Raw genomic sequence first — 14,943 nt, forward strand, 5'->3', positions numbered from 1 at the left:
GAGCGACTCTGCCCGGCCGTCGCACCAGTCGCCGACCGCATCCTAAGCGGGGACGGATTGAACTCCTAAAGCGGTGCTCACCAGGCTCGGCCCTACCACGGGCGTGCCAAGTAGGGTGCCGCTCGTGAACGCTTCTCCTGATCACGTCGATAGCAGAGAAGATCTGGCTGCCTTCGTCCGTGCCCTCCACCGCAGCCATACCGAGGAGGGCCACTCATGGGAGAACGCGGACCTCGCGAGATTCCTGGAGGCGCTGGCAGCCTGGATCGACGACGCGGACGGCTGGTACAGCAACGCCGGCCGAAATCTGCCCGCCAGCAGTGACTGGAGCTTCTTCGCACGAGCCTTGCAGGCTGCGACCACCTACGAGTAGTCCATGGCTCACTGTAGAGGCCCGGAGCGGACCGCTACGCCCGTGCCAGACACGTGCCATATCACGCGGAATGGCGGGGACCAGGCCGCCGATCAGTCAGGCCCCGCACCCGCTCCGCCGCGGTTCAGCCAAGCAGCCGCCACCGAAAACCCAAGCTTCCCAAGCTGAGGGCTCAACGCTGTCATGGCCGGTCAGTCCAGCCAGACCAGCATCGCGTCTTTCGCCCTGGCAGCAGCCTCGAATAACTGTGTGAGGCCGTCGTACCAGGGACGTCCCCACTCCAGCGAGGCTGGCTCACTCCATCCGAGCGGGTACACCTCGGCGCTGCTCAGCTCAGCAGGATCCACGCCACTGATGAGCTGGGCATAGCTGGTGGCGCGCAGAGCTTCCGCCGCGAGCTGGACCCGCTCAGGCCGCAGGTACCTCGGAGGCCCGTATCCCCAGTCCTCGTCCTCGGCGAACAGCTCCTCACCGTGGATCACGTTCAAGGGGAACTCAACACGTGCCAGTAGGAAGCGGAGCATGTCCCAGGTCTTGTACGTGCTGAAGTGGCGCGCTTCGGCCGGCGCAGGCTCCGTCTCCTCCTCGGCGTCCTGGACGTCTTCGACGAAGCCCAAAGCCCAGTCGGGGTCTTGGATCGCTCGGTCAAGTTCAGTAGCCGTGACGCGCAGGTACTCACCGATCACCCGGCCCTCGTGCCGCCGCTCACCCCGTAGGAGGGATCTGCCCATGACCCCATCCACGGCGATCCGGCGCGCGTACCGTGAGGGGAGGACCCGCCGGGAGGACCAGATGAGCGCGCAGCCCGACCACGCACCCGTTACGCCCTACGCCCCTGCGCCCGGGGCGCCGGCCGAACTCCTTGCCCAGCTGCGCGCCGACCGGCGCGCCGACACCTGGGTGCCGGCCTTCGAGCGGGAGTGGGCGGCCGCGCTCGAGGAATCGCGGCGCACGTTCTCCCTCGCCGCGCTGTACGCGATCGTCCAGGACTGGCAGGGCCGCCTCGCCTCCGCCCCGGCCGTCGACGCGTTCGTCGCCTCCGGCTACGACGACAGCGACTTCATCGACATGGCGGAGCTCCGCAGGCGGCGCCGGTGACCGGACAGCCGTACGCGGTCCGCTTCTCCGCCCCGTCCGCGAAGGTCCTCGCCACCCTGCCCGAGCACGTCGAAGACATGGTGTGGGACGTCCTGGACGCCGCCGCCGGCGACCCGTGGGGCTTTGGGCAGTGGAACGCCGACGACCCCGAGGGCGAGGACGTCCGCCACGCCTCCGTCGGCCAGCTCTCCCTCACCTACTGGGTGAACCGTCCCCTGCGCCGCCTGTCCGTCCTCACCATCACCTGGCTCGGATAGCCACCCGGTGGCAATGCCCTGACCCCGGCATCGCAACTGCCGGGCTCAGTTACCGTCTTCCCGGCCTCGCGAGGGGGCTCCCGGCCTTCTGCCCGGTGTAGCTGACTTTCTTTGCCCGAGTCACCATCGTGCGCGCAGCACGCCGTCACTGTCGGGTAGGACGGCTTGGAGCAATGGACTGCGTTCGTCGGTGTAGAGGGGCAAGGCGCGGGCCGCTCGCGCGTCGGCCACCAGGACAGCGAGTTCCTGGTACTTGGTCTCATCGACGACCACGTCCCTGATCGTTCTATCCTTCGTCTCCCAGACGAACTCAATGTCCCATTCGGACGGCAGCGCGGTCAGGACGGCGCCGACGTCGGGTTGCAGGTCGGGCCAGACGGTCAGCAGGGCGCGCGGGCCGAGACCGGCGCGTACCTCGTTGAGGTTTTCCCTGGTGAGACGGTGCCAGCGTGTGGCGTTGACGATGTGGGTCTCCTCCAGGAGCAGACCCTTTCGCACCGCCAGCTCGGTGCGCACCGATGCCCAGAAGCCTTCGTCGGCGGCCTCTGTCACCTCTGGTTCCGCGGCGCAGGGGGAAGCCCCTACCGGTTCCGTGAAGAGGCCGAGTTCCCGCGTACAGGTCACGGCGTCCGTGCAGTGCTGGTCGCTGCCCACGTACACGTACTGGTCCCATCCGACGTGCACCGTGAAAACGTCTCCCGCCTCCAGTCGGCACCAGGCGCCCTGCTCACGGAGCATGACGCGGACCAGTTCCAGGGCCACCGCTAGGGAGACCTCGGCCCCGTCGTGGTAACCGGTGAGGTCAACTGGGAAGAGCCCGCTGAGACCGTGTCCCTCGACCGCCGGCTGGGCACCAAGGTGGACGAGCCCGGCGACAGAGGGCTCACGGATCTCCAGCCGGTCAATGCCCGCAGTCTCCGCAAACGCGGAGATCGCCTTCAGATACGCGGCTTCGACCGGCCCGTGGTCGCTGACCACCTCCTCCGCGCCCTGGTAGCTGCCGTGTTCGTCACGGTCGGCGGGGTCGTACTTCGTGATCCGGTGAACGAAGGCAGGCGGCACGCTACTCCTGGACGGGGTGGAAGGTAGCGCCAGCGTAGGTCCTGGGCTGAACTCACAGTTCTTAATTCCGCTGCTCAGCTCAACAGATTCAGTGCTCAGTCACAGTGTGCGATGCCATTAGGCTGCACGGATGATCGTCCGCTGCCACCAAATCATCAGCCCCGCGACCGGGAGGCGGAACGCAAGCCTCTAGGCTGGAGGCCGAACAGCTCCTCGTGGCAGCGGGAGCTGATGATGCGCCGGGCCAAGGGGTACACCGGCCCTGACGCGAAGACGCAGATGCAGGGCTCACGCGAGGCCCGCCTCGCCTCCCAGCCGCCGCCTGATGCCCCCACTGCCCACGCCGCGCCCGGATCGCATGTCTCCGACTCTGCCGCGAAGCAGCTGGAGGAGCCTGGCCAGTGAGGCGGATTATTCACGTCTTGGACCGCGCCGTCGTCGTCTCGTAGACCTCAAGATCGGCGTGCGATCCCCGCGGCCGTCCCCCGGCCGCGCCAGTACGTCGATCAAGTCGAGCGCGGACGGCTCCTGTACTGGGTGACGGCTTTGCGTACGTGGTCGTTCGTCGCGTACCTCGAGGTCTGACAGGCGAGGGAGTCCTCGCCCAGGATGCTCCGGCGCCCCTGCTGGCAGGCACCGCAGACGCTCACAAGTGATCGGCGGACTCGCGGGGTCGCGCGTGAGCGGTCAGTCGCTGGAGCAGGGCGGGGAAGCTGCGGCCCGAAAGAACAGCGACCCGACTCGAGAGTCGGGTCGTTTAGCACATAGCTAACAGGTCAGCTGCCCACTGCGTGTAGGTGCCGGCCGCCGACATCCCCTATCTTCTTCGGGTTCAGTCGGTACACCTTCACGGGGCCGATGCTGCCGCGATCCTCCAGCCAGCCCTCTTCGAGCAGTTCGCGTCTGGTCCTGGAGAAGACCGGCGGCTTCATCCCCGCGATCTCGGCAAGCTGAGTCGCGCGAATCATGACCGTGCCATCAGGGTTCTGCTCGGAGGATGCGTACAGCATGACCACAATCCGCTGGTTCGGCGTGAGGACGCCGCCCGTCATTCGGAGCAGCCGCTGAACGTCCTCGCCGCTGTTGATCCTGGTCATGCCTCGCCGCCCTTCGTGGTCTTCCGCCGGTGGTCTCGCGGCTGTCGCACCGTCGTCTCCGGCGGGTTCCAGTCCTTCACGGCCTCGCGGTGCGCGAAGCCGCTGCCGATGAACGCCAGGTAGGGCGTGCAACGGTAGAACGTCGTACGGCCGAGGCCACCTGCCTCAACAAGCAGCCGGGCTGCCTTCAGCACCTTCACAGTACGGGTGAGCGTGTCAGGGCTCATCCCGAGTTCCTTCGCGACATCGGCACCCGTCATCATCACGGCACCCTGGCTCTCCTCGGTGGCGAACCAGTACCAGACCAGCACCCTGAACTCTCGGTCGGTCAGACCCGAGGCAGCCGAGGCCAGCTCGCGTCCCCTACGGATGCCCACGTTGATGTGGGGTCCGTCGAACGCATAAGGAGCCTGGGGCACCTCTTCCAGCTCGCCTGTGAGCCGATCAAGGTACGTAAGCACCCTTCTGGCTGGCTGCCCCATGCGATCCCTCCGAGACTGATCAGAACGGCAACCGATCCGACGGACGTGCAGGCTCAGTTACCACATTGAACATTACCGGATTGCTAAGTGATGCCGCTGTGAAGACGGGTCAGTGCGCGTGTCGCTAATTAGCACATAGCTAACCAATGCGACTCAGGGATCGAGACATCCCGACTCCCGAGTCGCCTCATCCCGACTCCCGAGTCGGGAATGCCGTCTCCCCAGTCGGGTATGCCGACTTCCGAGTCGGATCGAACCCCGCATATCCGCAGGTCAGAGCCTTGCCCGGGTTACGCGCTCTTACTGCAACGAAAGCACATCTGTCCCGCACGCTCCGTACGGGACGCCCTGCGGGCCGCCGGCTCCGCCGCCGGTCCTCGGGGTGCTCCTGCCGCTCACTGAGCCAGTGCAGCCCCACGGGACGCTAAGGCCGAAGCAGTAACAAGGAACTGTGGCTGAGCTGACTGGGTGGCTCAGGTGGCATACGCGTGCCTTCTCGTACAACGCACCCGCCGTCGTGGCGCGCTTTCGGTGGCCGATGTGAGGGGCCGGCAGGGGTGTCATCGACGTCGTGCACATCAGCCAGGCCCGCACGGCACTTGGCGCTCGGACCAGTCTTTGGGGCGCCCGTCACGGGCCCTGCCGACGGTCAACCTCGGCAGGCTGAGTCGCCCGCAAGCCCGATCCGTACTCCGGGGCAGCGAGGCCCCGGTGCGCGCGGGCCGCCCGAAGGTGCCGCGAACGGGCGGCGCTGGCACCGGCTCCCACGGCCCTACAACCGGGCCGACGGGTGGGCTTCGGTGCGAGGTGTGCCATCGTCCTCTGGATCCGCTGCTGGCCTGCGCCGGGCCCGGCAAGCGTGCGGCCCGGGAGTCCGGGACGCAGGCCGATGTCCCCCAGTTGGCTGCAGTGCGCGACACGGCCTGAGCCGACCAGCATCCCCTGCCCGCGCCCGCTGCGCTCGTAGGTCTCGCGCTGCTGGGTCTCCCAGCGTCTGCCGCGGCGCCGGTAGTCGAAGGTGGTGCGGCGCAGGACGTGCCAGCCCTGTGGGAGCTGAGTTCGACATCGCGTATCCGGACGTCGGGGTTGCGGTCGAGGTCGCGTCCGGCGAGGTGGAGACCGATGCGTCCGCAGTGATCGGGGTGTCGACACCCGGGCTGCTCGTCACATGGTCCTCTGCGGGGTGCGGCGCGGAATCTCGGCGACGTCGTGATAGACGGGCAGGCCCGTCGGCGGGCGGTGGCGACGTCCTGGTCGGCACCGGCGGATTCGCCCGGCAGGCGCAGATCCACGACCGCGTACCTGCGCATCCCCACCCGGCGTGAGGTGGCAGCCCGCCACCGGGTCAGGGCCGTGCGGTCGCCCTGGTAGACCGTGTACAGGCGCGCCCGGGACCCTGTGCTGCGGCTGTCCGTCCAGCCCCCGGCCCGTTCCACCCGCAGTCCATGGCCCGTGACGCTCAGCCCGACCCGGCCGTCTGTCGTGGTGGCAACCGCGTGCGCCGGCACTCCCGCCGTGTCGTCGCCTGGTCGTGCTCGGGGGAGAGCTGGGCCAGGCGACGGTGCTACCGACGGTACGCCGGGCGCGAGGGCGAACCGGGACGGGACGCCGGCACATTCCCTCGGGATGGATACGGGGCCGCCCGTGTGTGCGGCCGTCTGGTCCTCGCCTTCTGCTGCGGAGCGTGGACACCAACCAGGGCTGCGCGGGCGGGAAGGGTCAAGCACACCCACGTCGGGATTGCCCCAGCAAGCCTCGTCGTGGCCCCCCGGACGCCCGGGACGGCGGGGGCGGGCTGTGCTGGTTGTGGTCGTACCCCCTACGGGCCCATACGGAGCCGTAAGCCGTAGGGGTGCGACCACAGTAACCGCAGGGACTGGCTGGCTGCTGAGCTATGAGGGATGCGTACACCGCTGTCGGTGGCCGCTGCGATGATCACCACACTCGACATGAGGAGGTCATCATGGGGACTTGGGATGTCGGTCCCTTCGAGAACGACATGGCCGCGGACTTCGCCTGCACCCTGGACGAGACGGCCCCGGACAGGCGTGAGGACCTCGTACGTTCGACGCTCACCCGCACCATCCAGACTCTGGACTACCTCCAAAGCCCTGAAGGCGCAGAGGCTGTCGCAGCCGCTGCTCTCATTGCGGCGCAGTGCCCGGGCGGGGAACCGGTCAACACAGGCTACGGGCCCGACGAAGCGCTTCCGGCCTTCTCCGGCGATCTTCGGCCGTTTGCTGTCGACGCACTCGACCGAGTGGTCGCTGAGGATTCCGAGCTCGCCGAACTCTGGGACGAGACACCCGACGGCCCGCAGTGGCGGCGCAGCATTCAACGCCTTCGCGCCGTCCTTGCACCCAGGCACGGTCCTCAGCAAGACGCACTGTCCGATCTTTGACTGGAAGGCGTACAAGGCCAAGGCACCCAGCCCCCGAGCCGCCCCCGCCCGACCACCTTCTCGTCCGGCCGGCCGCCCTCACATCGCGTGCGCCCGAGTCTTGTACACCGCTGAAGTCGGCTGGCGGGGCCGTGCGAGGGGCTGCGGCGGAGCATTGGGCGGCGGGCCTGCGCGGGCGCCCGCAGGAGAGTGAGCGGCCTGATGAGGGGCCCGGGAGCCGGGCAGGTCGCGGGCCCCTCATCTGCGTACGCGTCCACCGGGGGGATGACGTCCAGTACGCGTGCCATGCCCAACGCCTGCCCGCGCGGAAAGGTCACGCCGCCACCTTGAGTGCCCGCCGGCGGAGTCCGATCGGGTGGCTGACGTACCAGTGTGGGCGCGCGGGGGCCGGGCGGTGGTGCGAGCGTGGAATCAGCAGGCCGGACAGGCACGTGATGACACGGGATGGAGCACGGTCATGGCGCGGGCGATCTGGACAGGTGTGATCACCTTCGGGCTCGTCAGCGTGCCCGTCGGTCTCTACACCGCGACCGAGGACCACACCGTCCACTTCCACCAGCTGCAGCGCGGCACCTCGGACCGAATCCGCAACAAGCGGGTCAACGAACGCACCGGCGACGAGGTCGACACCAGCGACATCGTCAAGGGCTACGAACTCGACGCCGGCCACTACGTCGTGGTCGAGCCCGACGAACTCGACGAGATCGCGCCGGGCCGCTCGCAGACCATCGACATCACCGACTTCGTCGACCTCGACCGCATCGAGCCGGTCTACTTTGACCGCACCTACTACATCGCCCCCCGCGGCACGGAATACACCACGGTCTACGAGCTGCTGCGCGCCGCTCTGACGGAGGCGAACAAGGCCGGCATCGCCACCTTCGTCATGCGCAGCAAGCAATATCTCACTGCGCTGCGCGCGGAGAACGAGGTGCTGGTGCTGCAGACGCTGCACTGGGCCGATGAGGTCCGTGACCCGGGCCAGGAGCTGCCGGAGCTGCCCTCAGGCAGGGCGGGGCGCGGCAAGCAGCTCGACATGGCGTTGCAGCTGGTCGATGCCCTCAGCTCCGACTGGGAGCCGTCCCGCTACCACGACACCTACCAGGAGAAGGTCCGCGAACTGGTCGAGGCCGAGGCGGAGGGCCAGGAGATCGCGCCGGCCCAGGCACCGCCGGAGGCGACCGATGTGCTCGACCTGATGAAGGTCCTCGAAGGCAGCCTGGAAGCCGCCCGCTCCAGTCGCGGCCGCACGGAGCCCGCCGACGAGCCGAAGACGAAGGCGGCCGCGCCGCGCAAGGCGGCTGCCCGCTCATCGGCGACAGGCAAGTCATCGTCGGCGAAGACGCCTGTGCGGAAAGCGCCGCCGAGGAAGGCCGGGGCGGCGCGGGCCCGCACCGGCGGCGTCGGAGGCAGACGAGAGCTGCAGAAGCTGAGCAAGGGGGAGCTGTACCAGCGGGCGAGTGAGCAGGACGTCGCCGGCCGGTCGAAGATGAGCCGCGAGGAACTCATCGACGCACTCGCCGGCAGCGGCCGCCGCCGCAAGAAGACCGCCGCCTGACCCCCTCAAAGCGGCCCTGCCCACCCAGCGCCAGGTCTGCGCGGATCTCAGCACCCGGGAATGCCTGCGGGGCCCGGGTGTGATGGTGAAGGGGACAGTGTCCCCGGGCCTCATCTATCGCCTGCAGGGACGATCGTTCGGCTGCCGCCCTGCAGAGCCTTTCGCCGCGTAGGCGACCGCCCTTCACGATCACACCCCCTTTCGCGGGTTCAGCCCCGGCCGGCACGCCGACCGGGGCTCTCCCGTCTCAGCCGATGCGGGACGCGCCGAAGGCCGGCCTTGCGCTCCACAGCCCGCAGCACCGCGTCCGGACGGCGAACCCTCTGCCGCCGACACGACCCGGCAGCTTCCCGGCGCTCAACAGCCTGCGCACTCAAACGTCGCGCGAGGTGACGTGACGCGGCCAGAGCCGGGATATCGCGCCACGTCACCTCCTGCGTGCATCTTGCCCCAGCATCCTGCCGACGGGCACCGCGACAAGCGGCCCGTAACGCGGCGTCCGCGGTTCTGGGCTTGTCTGCCCCGCGCCGACAGGTGCGACAGGTGGTGGGCCAGGCTGCGAGCGCCGTTACGATCGCCGCTGCCCTCGTACGCCCGGCGGGCCAGACGTGCGGCGTCCCTGAAGCGTCCAGCATCTCCGACAGACGCGGCGAGCTCACCCAGGAGCAGGCTGTCGAGACGGTGGTTGTCGATGAGCTCCTCGGCCCGCTCGAACTGTACAAGGGCCATCAGGCGACGGGTGAACCATTGCAGCGCAGCTACGTCCCCGCACGCCGCCGCCTTCTGATGAAGCTGTTCACAGTTCACGGCCCCCAGACGGCGGCCGCTTGTGCAAGTTCCCGCAGGTCTGTGTCCGTACGGGAGTGTGCCGCTGCTGCTGCCCACAGGGAGGAAGCAGGGCGTTCCTTCTCCCTCGTCGCCCGGCCTCTCTCATGGAGAATGTCCGCCAGCTGGTATAGCGGACCGAAGGCAGGCGGCTGATCGGGACGCGGTCGGTACCGGGTCAGCGGCCCCCGCAGTTGGCGGTGTGGCCGAATCAGCCGGGTCAGGTGGGAGGCGAACCAGTCCTCATCCAGGGTGTGCCAGGTGACCTCGTCTATGTAGCCCTCAGCGGCTGTCCGCAGAAAATCCTCCGAAAGCAGCGTCAAGCGCTGGCGCATCTTCCGCCACGCTCGCTGCAGTCCAAACCAACTCACGTCAGCCACCAAAGCAGTCCTCACCCTGGAGAAGCAACACTGAAAAGGCTCACTTTTTCAACTCTTTCCGGAGTTTCATCAGCGTGTTCTTCATCGATTCCGTCAAACCGTTCAACTTCATGACTTCTTCAACCAAGACATCAACGATTTTCCTAATTTCGGCAATTTCTTCCGCTGTTCCCACTGGGCCCTCCATGCTTGTTCTATTGCAAGACTATGTTGCCGTCGCTGACGGATCTAACTACATAAGTGGGCAGCCGACGAAAGGCGGGAGTGTCTAATCAACGGCGGATCTGCTGATCAAGGAGAGAAGCCAGATGAGTGAGTCCGTTGTGGGGACGGAGACTGGGTCAGTGCCGGCCGTGAGGGCGGTGTCGGACGAGCAATTGATCGCGATGCTTGTGGACCATGCCCGGTGTGACGGGCCACAGCTAACCCGTGAGGCAGGCTGCTGCAGCGGCTGACCAAGCAGGTGCTGTACGAGCTGCTCGTGGGGGCGCTGGGGCCGACTGTTCACATCAAGCTGGATCAGGGCATCAGGGCTGAGGTCGTAACATGCCGGGTGCGCAGGGGATCTCCGAAATGTCCCTGGTGGCCGAACTCCAGCGACCATGTCAGGCATTGCTCGATGACCGGGCAGCGCTTGCGGCAGACGGCCTTGGCCTCCTCGATCTGCAGGAGCGCCGGGCCGGTATTGCCGATGGGGAAGAAGAGCTCGGGGTCCTCGTCGCGGCACGAAGCCTGGTGGCGCCAGTCCATGCCGGTCACCGCCCCTGTTCGGTGGTATCGCGGCGGCGAGCGTGCGGCGGGACCGTTGGCCGGAGCGGGCCGCTCGACGGTTGCCGTCGGCGGCGAGGTGCCGGACGATCTGGTGGAACCCGGTGAGGTCGTCGGACGCGAAGCCCTTCTTGTTGTCTGCGTCCTCGATGTCGTCGATGATCCCCGCGTTCGGCCGGGGTACCGCCCGTGTCATGCTGAGCATCAGGTCCTCCGAGTCAGGTCCTGGACAGCCCCGGGGGCCTCATCCCAGGGGCTGTCGCGTTGGTAGAGCGGGTGTCCACCGCGCTCTCCGCCGCCTCTTGACCACCGTCACGTAGATGCTGACCAGGCGGTTGCTGCCCAGGCGGCAACGGACGGCCGCGTCCTTGCCCGCAGGGCTGGCGTCGTGCGGCACCACCTTGGGCTTCCTGGTCTTCAGGCCGGTAATCGGCACCCACGTCTTGCAGTCAGGGCAGACCAGCGACGCGCAGGCGGGGCGAAGGCCGGCGGCCGCCACCAGCTGAACCGCGCTTCCAGCTGGCCCATGAGCTCACCCAGGAGCCGGACCGGCTGCGCGGCTGCTCGGTGGCCCGGATCGCCTGGGTGGCGCGGGGCGTGGCTGATGCCGGATGGACCGTGACCGACGTCCGTGGCTGGCGGCACCTGCGCGGCGAGGCGGCCAGGGTCCGCCGTGGCTCGGGCCTGCTCGCCGTACTGCTGGCCGGTGCGGAGACGGTCTTCGACACCCCCGCCAAGCGGGCCGGCGCAATAAAGCAGTGGCGCGGTGCCCAAGAAGCGGCCCGCCGCCACCGCATCCAGCAGGTCCGAGCCCAGCAGGAGCGGTTCGAGGGCGACTTGCACAGCAGCCGCGCCGTCACGCACCAGGTGGCGCAGGCAGTGGCCCACGTTCACGAGGCGGCCAACGGCGCCCGCCGCCAGGACCAGACCTCCAGCACGGATGACCGGTGCGAGGGCCTGGGCCGGGCTGACTTCCAGTTCGCCCAGATGCGTGCGCAGTCATGCAGCGAGCTCATGCGGGGCGTGACCGACCAGATCGATCTTGCGGTCGACGCCACGGGCCGTGAGGCAGCCGAACGCATCTACGGCGCAGACCTGATGCACCGCGCCCGCCTGTTGGCCAGCACCGCCCGCAGTTCACACACGACCATCACCCACCGGCAGGAGGCCCGCATGACCGGCACCGCAGGCTCACGTGGGCGTCCCGGAGCTGTCAGGGTCGACCTCGCGCGGGTCCTTCACGGGCGGCGAAGCGATGCTCGGCCAGCGCTTGCCGTGCCTGCTGGTAGTGGGTGATTCGTATTTGGAGGACGTTGCGCTGGTGCGCCGACAGGAGCGCTTCCTCGGTGGCGAGCCCCTCGTCGACGGCGAGACCGAGCCCTCTCAGCTTCCCTCCGCGGTCGACGTCCAAGTCGACACGACGGCGCCCTCGTCCTGCCGCAGGTGCCGCTCCAGCGCGCTCTCGGCGAGCAGCGCCCAGTCTAATTCGTTGCGCGGCTGGTAAGCCCGGAAGAGATCTCCGAGCTCGATGAGTTTGTCCCGCAGGGCGACGAACCGCAGGTCGTGGGGGATGCCCCGCTGGGCGATCTTCGCCTGCGGTGGGCGGCACCACGCGGGTCCCGAGCGGGAGCCGGAACTGCCGTCCCGGCGGCGGCCTGGTGCTCGGAGAACCGCTGCCCGCTAGTGCCCGCGTCGGCGTTCGTGGCTGTGGGGACCAGGTGGCCGGTGGTCTGCGGGCCGGCAGGTTGAGGTGGCTTCAGTCTTGGCGCCGGGGGTGACGGCCGCGCACCGGGAACAGCACTCCATGGCCTACCACCAGCGTCCTTCCCGGTCCGTGATCACGGTACGTCCACGACGAGGGCTCGGTGATCCGTGCCCGCCACGCGCAGGAAGCGGGCGCTGGACGCGGGCGGCGACGTCGCGCACAAGAGCGACGGCCTCCTTGGGCGAGGGCTTCACATTGATGATGGTCGGCCCGGTGATCGCCGAGAAGACCAGCCGCTGCCGGTAAGGTTCGCGATCGTCCAGGTCGTCTTCACCGGCTGCCTCTTCACCCTGCGCACCCCTCGTCCGCTGCATACCGCCCATCCGCTTACGCCGTCGGCGCCGACGGCGCAAGCCGGCCGAGTTCCACACCGACAAAGGCCATGACTGTGTCCACCTGCGAAAATCGTTACGCGGGCGCGGCATCGCGCACCGCATCGCCCGCAGGTGAATCGAGTCCTCCCAGAGGCTCGGCCGCCACCGCTGGGACATCGAACGCACCATGGCCTGGCTCGCCGGCTGCCGCCGACTCCACCGGCCTTGGCAGCTGGCCGGGTAACTCCGTTAAGGCGTAAGGGAATGACATCCGAGCTCCTTCGTGGACCACAGCCATTAGCTGCCGTCGTGACACCTAGCGACTCTCGTCAACGCAGCGATGTTCCGATCGGCGTGGATCAAGTAGACGCGCCCTTCGTCGGCCGCATCGAATGCTTCGTCGATGGGAACAGAATAACTTGGAGCGATAGACCCTAAAGCATCCCCCACCTCTGCATATTTCAGCGAACCGACCAAGAAGAGGTGTCGGCCGTCTGTTAGATCCCATGAAAGAGAAGCGGCGACCTCCCGGTGCATGGTTTCGAGCGTCGCATCTGCTGGCATTTGAAGCAATTGTGAGACAGAAGAACCTACGTCGCACCGAATGGTAAGGCGAAGCGGTTCCCGACGTGCGTCTTGCGTGCCGTGAATAGCGCGATATTCTGACACCAGTTGATCAGCCTGCGGATGACGCGTCTGCAGCACAGCGTCAAGGCGCTCGTCGAAGCTGGATAGATCCCATCTACTAGCCTTCCACAAAGCCGTATAGGATTTACTCGTTCCTCCCCTTTGTCGAATTCGAGCCATATCTTCGACATTCAGCCACGACGTAACGTTTGAAGCATCCTTGGCCGAATATCCCGTGACGGATTTGATCCATGGCCCAATGGCAGGGCTTACGCTGGCCTGACGAATTACAGAGTCGCCTGTAGAGCCCAGCAAAGGAAACAGTTCAAGGGCTACGTCCCGCTGACAGGGCCAGGAAGTTTCGCAGATACCCAGGATAGCTGCGGCGACCCGATCTGCAGGAGAGCTTGTCAGCCACTCGGTCGCTTCAAGGCGGGTGTATACACTGGGCTTTTCCGCTAGTCGGTTAATGAGTTCTTGCGTGCGGGCAACAAGCCTGGCATTCGCCCCCTGGCCCGGCAAATCCGCAAGCAGCTTATCAGGTTGACGTTTAGGGGCAGCACCTACCGGGAGCTTTCTGCCGCTTCTCGGATACAGCGGTGCAGGTGGAGGTGTGCGCAGATTTCTCTTTCTATTTTTTAGTTCCTGCAACTGCTCGACACCCCTAGCTTGCATATTCGAGCACCGCCTCCGCTACTTGCTTGATCTCAGCGCAGAACTGCTGATGTTTCTTAGCGATTGGCTCCGAACAAATCGCTACCCGTCGGCGTCGAGTCGGAATCCAAGGATAATATCCCACCATTGGGCCGACTGGAACCTCGTAGGTTTTCGACAGTCGTTCAAGTTCGTTGATAGCCCACTGCGAGGGGGACTTGGGAACCATATAAGGGATCAGTAGCAATGGGTAGTCACTGGCCTCTTCGAGGAGCTGCTCGACGGCTCTCATTTCTCGCGTCTGCAAAAGGACGGGTGACACGATGACACGCGCGGCAGCCATGGCGCCGTTAGTCGCTTGGCAACCGTCGGGATGTGTGTCGATGACAAGTCGCCGGCGCAACGCAAATGCCCAATTGTTGACCTGTTCCGCCACAAACTCGGCGGGAGGTTGACGCTCTACGAATGTAGTATGACCCGGGATCAAGTCCGGTTTACGTCGCCCTCCTTTCAGTGGAGAAGGCACTTTGGAGTTCTCGAATGCCTCAACCAATGGAATGCCGATTCTATCTTCTTCTCTGTATCCCCACCCCGCCGTGAGTCCACCTTTTGACCAGTCAAAGTCGACGGCGACAGCATCGAGAACCTGAGCCAACTCCTCGGCCAAAGTGGTTTTGCCGATGCCACCTTTATAAGCCAGTGATGTAACGACTAACGGTTCCTGAATCGGCGAGAAGGAAACGTCCTGCGCAGCGGAAGGCCTTAGCGAGGTCAGATTAGGCATGATTGTTCCTTCGCTTACGATGCGGGCCTACCAGGTATGGTACTAGGCGCTCTGTACTGGTTCTACTCTCCCGCTAGCCGTTTCGTACCTTATGCAGGCATGCCACCCACACGCCAAACGATTATCGCACATCAAGCCAGTCAATTGTATTAACTATGCTTTTCAATATGGCAGCAGCAAGGTCATTTTGAGCACATGACTCGTGTATAACATTTGTTGTTTCGCCGTGGATTGTGTCGGATAAGCTGATGAGCCGCCTGGAGCCACTGCTGCTGCAGCGTGAGCGGCGTTTCAGGTGCCCCACCGCGCCCCCCTGCACCGGGATGTGCTGTGCGGGATCCTCTCCGTACTGCACAGCGGGATGCCCCTGCCCAGCCGCACCACTGGTTACGGGACAACGCTTACGAGCTCGTGCACGGTAGGCGGTGAGGCGTCGAGTTCTCAATCGTCGATCATGGTCATGTGGTGGGGAACGCGTTTCGTGAAGTGATCGTCAGC

At 66.3% G+C, this 14,943-nt stretch carries 13 protein-coding genes and 5 pseudogenes; 9 read left to right on the forward strand and 9 right to left on the reverse strand.

The window, feature by feature from the left end:
• Positions 1-124 precede the first annotated feature (124 nt).
• Positions 125-373 (forward strand): DUF7660 family protein, encoded by a 249-nt coding sequence (locus ACZ6CZ_RS31030; RefSeq protein ID WP_469027738.1) that lies wholly within the window; start codon positions 125-127, stop codon positions 371-373.
• Between the two features lie 191 nt (positions 374-564).
• On the opposite strand, the gene ACZ6CZ_RS31035 is transcribed toward ACZ6CZ_RS31030, so the two are convergent.
• Positions 565-1,104 carry a YfbM family protein gene (locus ACZ6CZ_RS31035; RefSeq protein WP_469027740.1) on the reverse strand — a complete coding sequence of 180 codons (540 nt, stop codon included), beginning with the start codon at positions 1,102-1,104 and terminating at the stop codon, positions 565-567.
• A 61-nt stretch (positions 1,105-1,165) separates the two neighbouring features.
• On the opposite strand from ACZ6CZ_RS31035, the gene ACZ6CZ_RS31040 reads away from it, so the two are divergent.
• Together ACZ6CZ_RS31040 and ACZ6CZ_RS31045 are read left to right on the forward strand one after the other, a co-directional pair.
• Positions 1,166-1,471 (forward strand): DUF6247 family protein, encoded by a 306-nt coding sequence (locus tag ACZ6CZ_RS31040; RefSeq protein WP_469027784.1) that lies wholly within the window; start codon positions 1,166-1,168, stop codon positions 1,469-1,471.
• Entirely contained in the window at positions 1,468-1,728 is a 261-nt protein-coding gene (locus ACZ6CZ_RS31045) for a hypothetical protein (protein WP_469027743.1), read from the forward strand. The genes ACZ6CZ_RS31040 and ACZ6CZ_RS31045 overlap by 4 nt, the downstream gene beginning before the upstream one ends.
• Positions 1,729-1,848: 120 nt before the next feature.
• Here the strand turns inward: ACZ6CZ_RS31045 and ACZ6CZ_RS31050 are convergent, their stop codons facing one another.
• The 4 genes and pseudogenes from ACZ6CZ_RS31050 to ACZ6CZ_RS31065 form a co-directional block, all read right to left on the reverse strand.
• Positions 1,849-2,790 carry an RNA-binding protein gene (locus ACZ6CZ_RS31050; protein WP_469027746.1) on the reverse strand — a complete coding sequence of 314 codons (942 nt, stop codon included), beginning with the start codon at positions 2,788-2,790 and terminating at the stop codon, positions 1,849-1,851.
• 776 nt (positions 2,791-3,566) lie between these two features.
• Complete coding sequence (locus tag ACZ6CZ_RS31055; RefSeq protein ID WP_469027749.1) at positions 3,567-3,887, reverse strand: replication initiation protein, RepL2; 321 nt, start codon at positions 3,885-3,887, stop codon at positions 3,567-3,569.
• Positions 3,884-4,369, reverse strand: coding sequence for a MarR family transcriptional regulator (locus tag ACZ6CZ_RS31060; RefSeq protein WP_469027751.1), 486 nt, complete (start codon positions 4,367-4,369; stop codon positions 3,884-3,886). Before ACZ6CZ_RS31060 ends, ACZ6CZ_RS31055 begins: the two co-directional genes overlap by 4 nt.
• Positions 4,370-5,299: 930 nt before the next feature.
• Positions 5,300-5,583: pseudogene (locus tag ACZ6CZ_RS31065) on the reverse strand (hypothetical protein); the annotation flags it as partial.
• A 749-nt stretch (positions 5,584-6,332) separates the two neighbouring features.
• On the opposite strand from ACZ6CZ_RS31065, the gene ACZ6CZ_RS31070 reads away from it, so the two are divergent.
• The 3 genes and pseudogenes from ACZ6CZ_RS31070 to ACZ6CZ_RS31080 all read left to right on the forward strand — a co-directional run.
• Complete coding sequence (locus ACZ6CZ_RS31070; protein WP_469027754.1) at positions 6,333-6,770, forward strand: DUF4259 domain-containing protein; 438 nt, start codon at positions 6,333-6,335, stop codon at positions 6,768-6,770.
• A 457-nt stretch (positions 6,771-7,227) separates the two neighbouring features.
• Positions 7,228-8,328, forward strand: coding sequence for a non-homologous end joining protein Ku (ku, locus tag ACZ6CZ_RS31075; protein WP_469027757.1), 1,101 nt, complete (start codon positions 7,228-7,230; stop codon positions 8,326-8,328).
• Positions 8,329-9,471: 1,143 nt separating this feature from the next.
• Positions 9,472-9,567: pseudogene (locus tag ACZ6CZ_RS31080) on the forward strand (IS5/IS1182 family transposase); the annotation flags it as partial.
• 6 nt (positions 9,568-9,573) lie between these two features.
• Here ACZ6CZ_RS31080 and ACZ6CZ_RS31085 read toward each other — a convergent pair.
• Entirely contained in the window at positions 9,574-9,708 is a 135-nt protein-coding gene (locus ACZ6CZ_RS31085) for a hypothetical protein (RefSeq protein ID WP_469027759.1), read from the reverse strand.
• Positions 9,709-10,118: 410 nt separating this feature from the next.
• A pseudogene (locus tag ACZ6CZ_RS31090) lies at positions 10,119-10,283 on the reverse strand (WhiB family transcriptional regulator); the annotation flags it as partial.
• A 636-nt stretch (positions 10,284-10,919) separates the two neighbouring features.
• On the opposite strand from ACZ6CZ_RS31090, the gene ACZ6CZ_RS31095 reads away from it, so the two are divergent.
• Both ACZ6CZ_RS31095 and ACZ6CZ_RS31100 read left to right on the forward strand, forming a co-directional pair.
• Positions 10,920-11,597 (forward strand): hypothetical protein, encoded by a 678-nt coding sequence (locus ACZ6CZ_RS31095; protein ID WP_469027762.1) that lies wholly within the window; start codon positions 10,920-10,922, stop codon positions 11,595-11,597.
• An 805-nt stretch (positions 11,598-12,402) separates the two neighbouring features.
• Positions 12,403-12,597 (forward strand): annotated as a pseudogene (locus tag ACZ6CZ_RS31100) (IS5/IS1182 family transposase); the annotation flags it as partial.
• 80 nt (positions 12,598-12,677) lie between these two features.
• On the opposite strand, the gene ACZ6CZ_RS31105 reads toward ACZ6CZ_RS31100, so the two are convergent.
• Both ACZ6CZ_RS31105 and ACZ6CZ_RS31110 read right to left on the reverse strand, forming a co-directional pair.
• Positions 12,678-13,682, reverse strand: a complete 1,005-nt coding sequence (locus tag ACZ6CZ_RS31105) for a hypothetical protein (RefSeq protein ID WP_469027764.1) — start codon at positions 13,680-13,682, stop codon at positions 12,678-12,680.
• A complete protein-coding gene (locus ACZ6CZ_RS31110) occupies positions 13,672-14,445 on the reverse strand; it encodes a ParA family protein (RefSeq protein WP_469027767.1) in 774 nt (257 codons plus the stop codon). The genes ACZ6CZ_RS31105 and ACZ6CZ_RS31110 overlap by 11 nt, the downstream gene beginning before the upstream one ends.
• Positions 14,446-14,651: 206 nt before the next feature.
• Here ACZ6CZ_RS31110 and ACZ6CZ_RS31115 point away from each other — a divergent pair.
• Positions 14,652-14,842: pseudogene (locus tag ACZ6CZ_RS31115) on the forward strand (IS5/IS1182 family transposase); the annotation flags it as partial.
• Positions 14,843-14,943: the final 101 nt, after the last annotated feature.

The sequence above is a fragment of the Streptomyces sp. NPDC041135 genome (assembly GCF_055592085.1).

Bases quoted from the DNA above. Each gene is read 5' to 3' on its own strand.
- ACZ6CZ_RS31060 (WP_469027751.1), bottom strand. From the start codon at position 4,369: ATGGGGCAGCCAGCCAGAAGGGTGCTTACGTACCTTGATCGGCTCACA.
- ACZ6CZ_RS31105 (WP_469027764.1), bottom strand. From the start codon at position 13,682: ATGCAAGCTAGGGGTGTCGAGCAGTTGCAGGAACTAAAAAATAGAAAG.
- ku (WP_469027757.1), top strand. From the start codon at position 7,228: ATGGCGCGGGCGATCTGGACAGGTGTGATCACCTTCGGGCTCGTCAGC.
- ACZ6CZ_RS31070 (WP_469027754.1), top strand. From the start codon at position 6,333: ATGGGGACTTGGGATGTCGGTCCCTTCGAGAACGACATGGCCGCGGAC.
- ACZ6CZ_RS31110 (WP_469027767.1), bottom strand. From the start codon at position 14,445: ATGCCTAATCTGACCTCGCTAAGGCCTTCCGCTGCGCAGGACGTTTCC.
- ACZ6CZ_RS31040 (WP_469027784.1), top strand. From the start codon at position 1,166: ATGAGCGCGCAGCCCGACCACGCACCCGTTACGCCCTACGCCCCTGCG.
- ACZ6CZ_RS31055 (WP_469027749.1), bottom strand. From the start codon at position 3,887: ATGACCAGGATCAACAGCGGCGAGGACGTTCAGCGGCTGCTCCGAATG.
- ACZ6CZ_RS31035 (WP_469027740.1), bottom strand. From the start codon at position 1,104: ATGGGCAGATCCCTCCTACGGGGTGAGCGGCGGCACGAGGGCCGGGTG.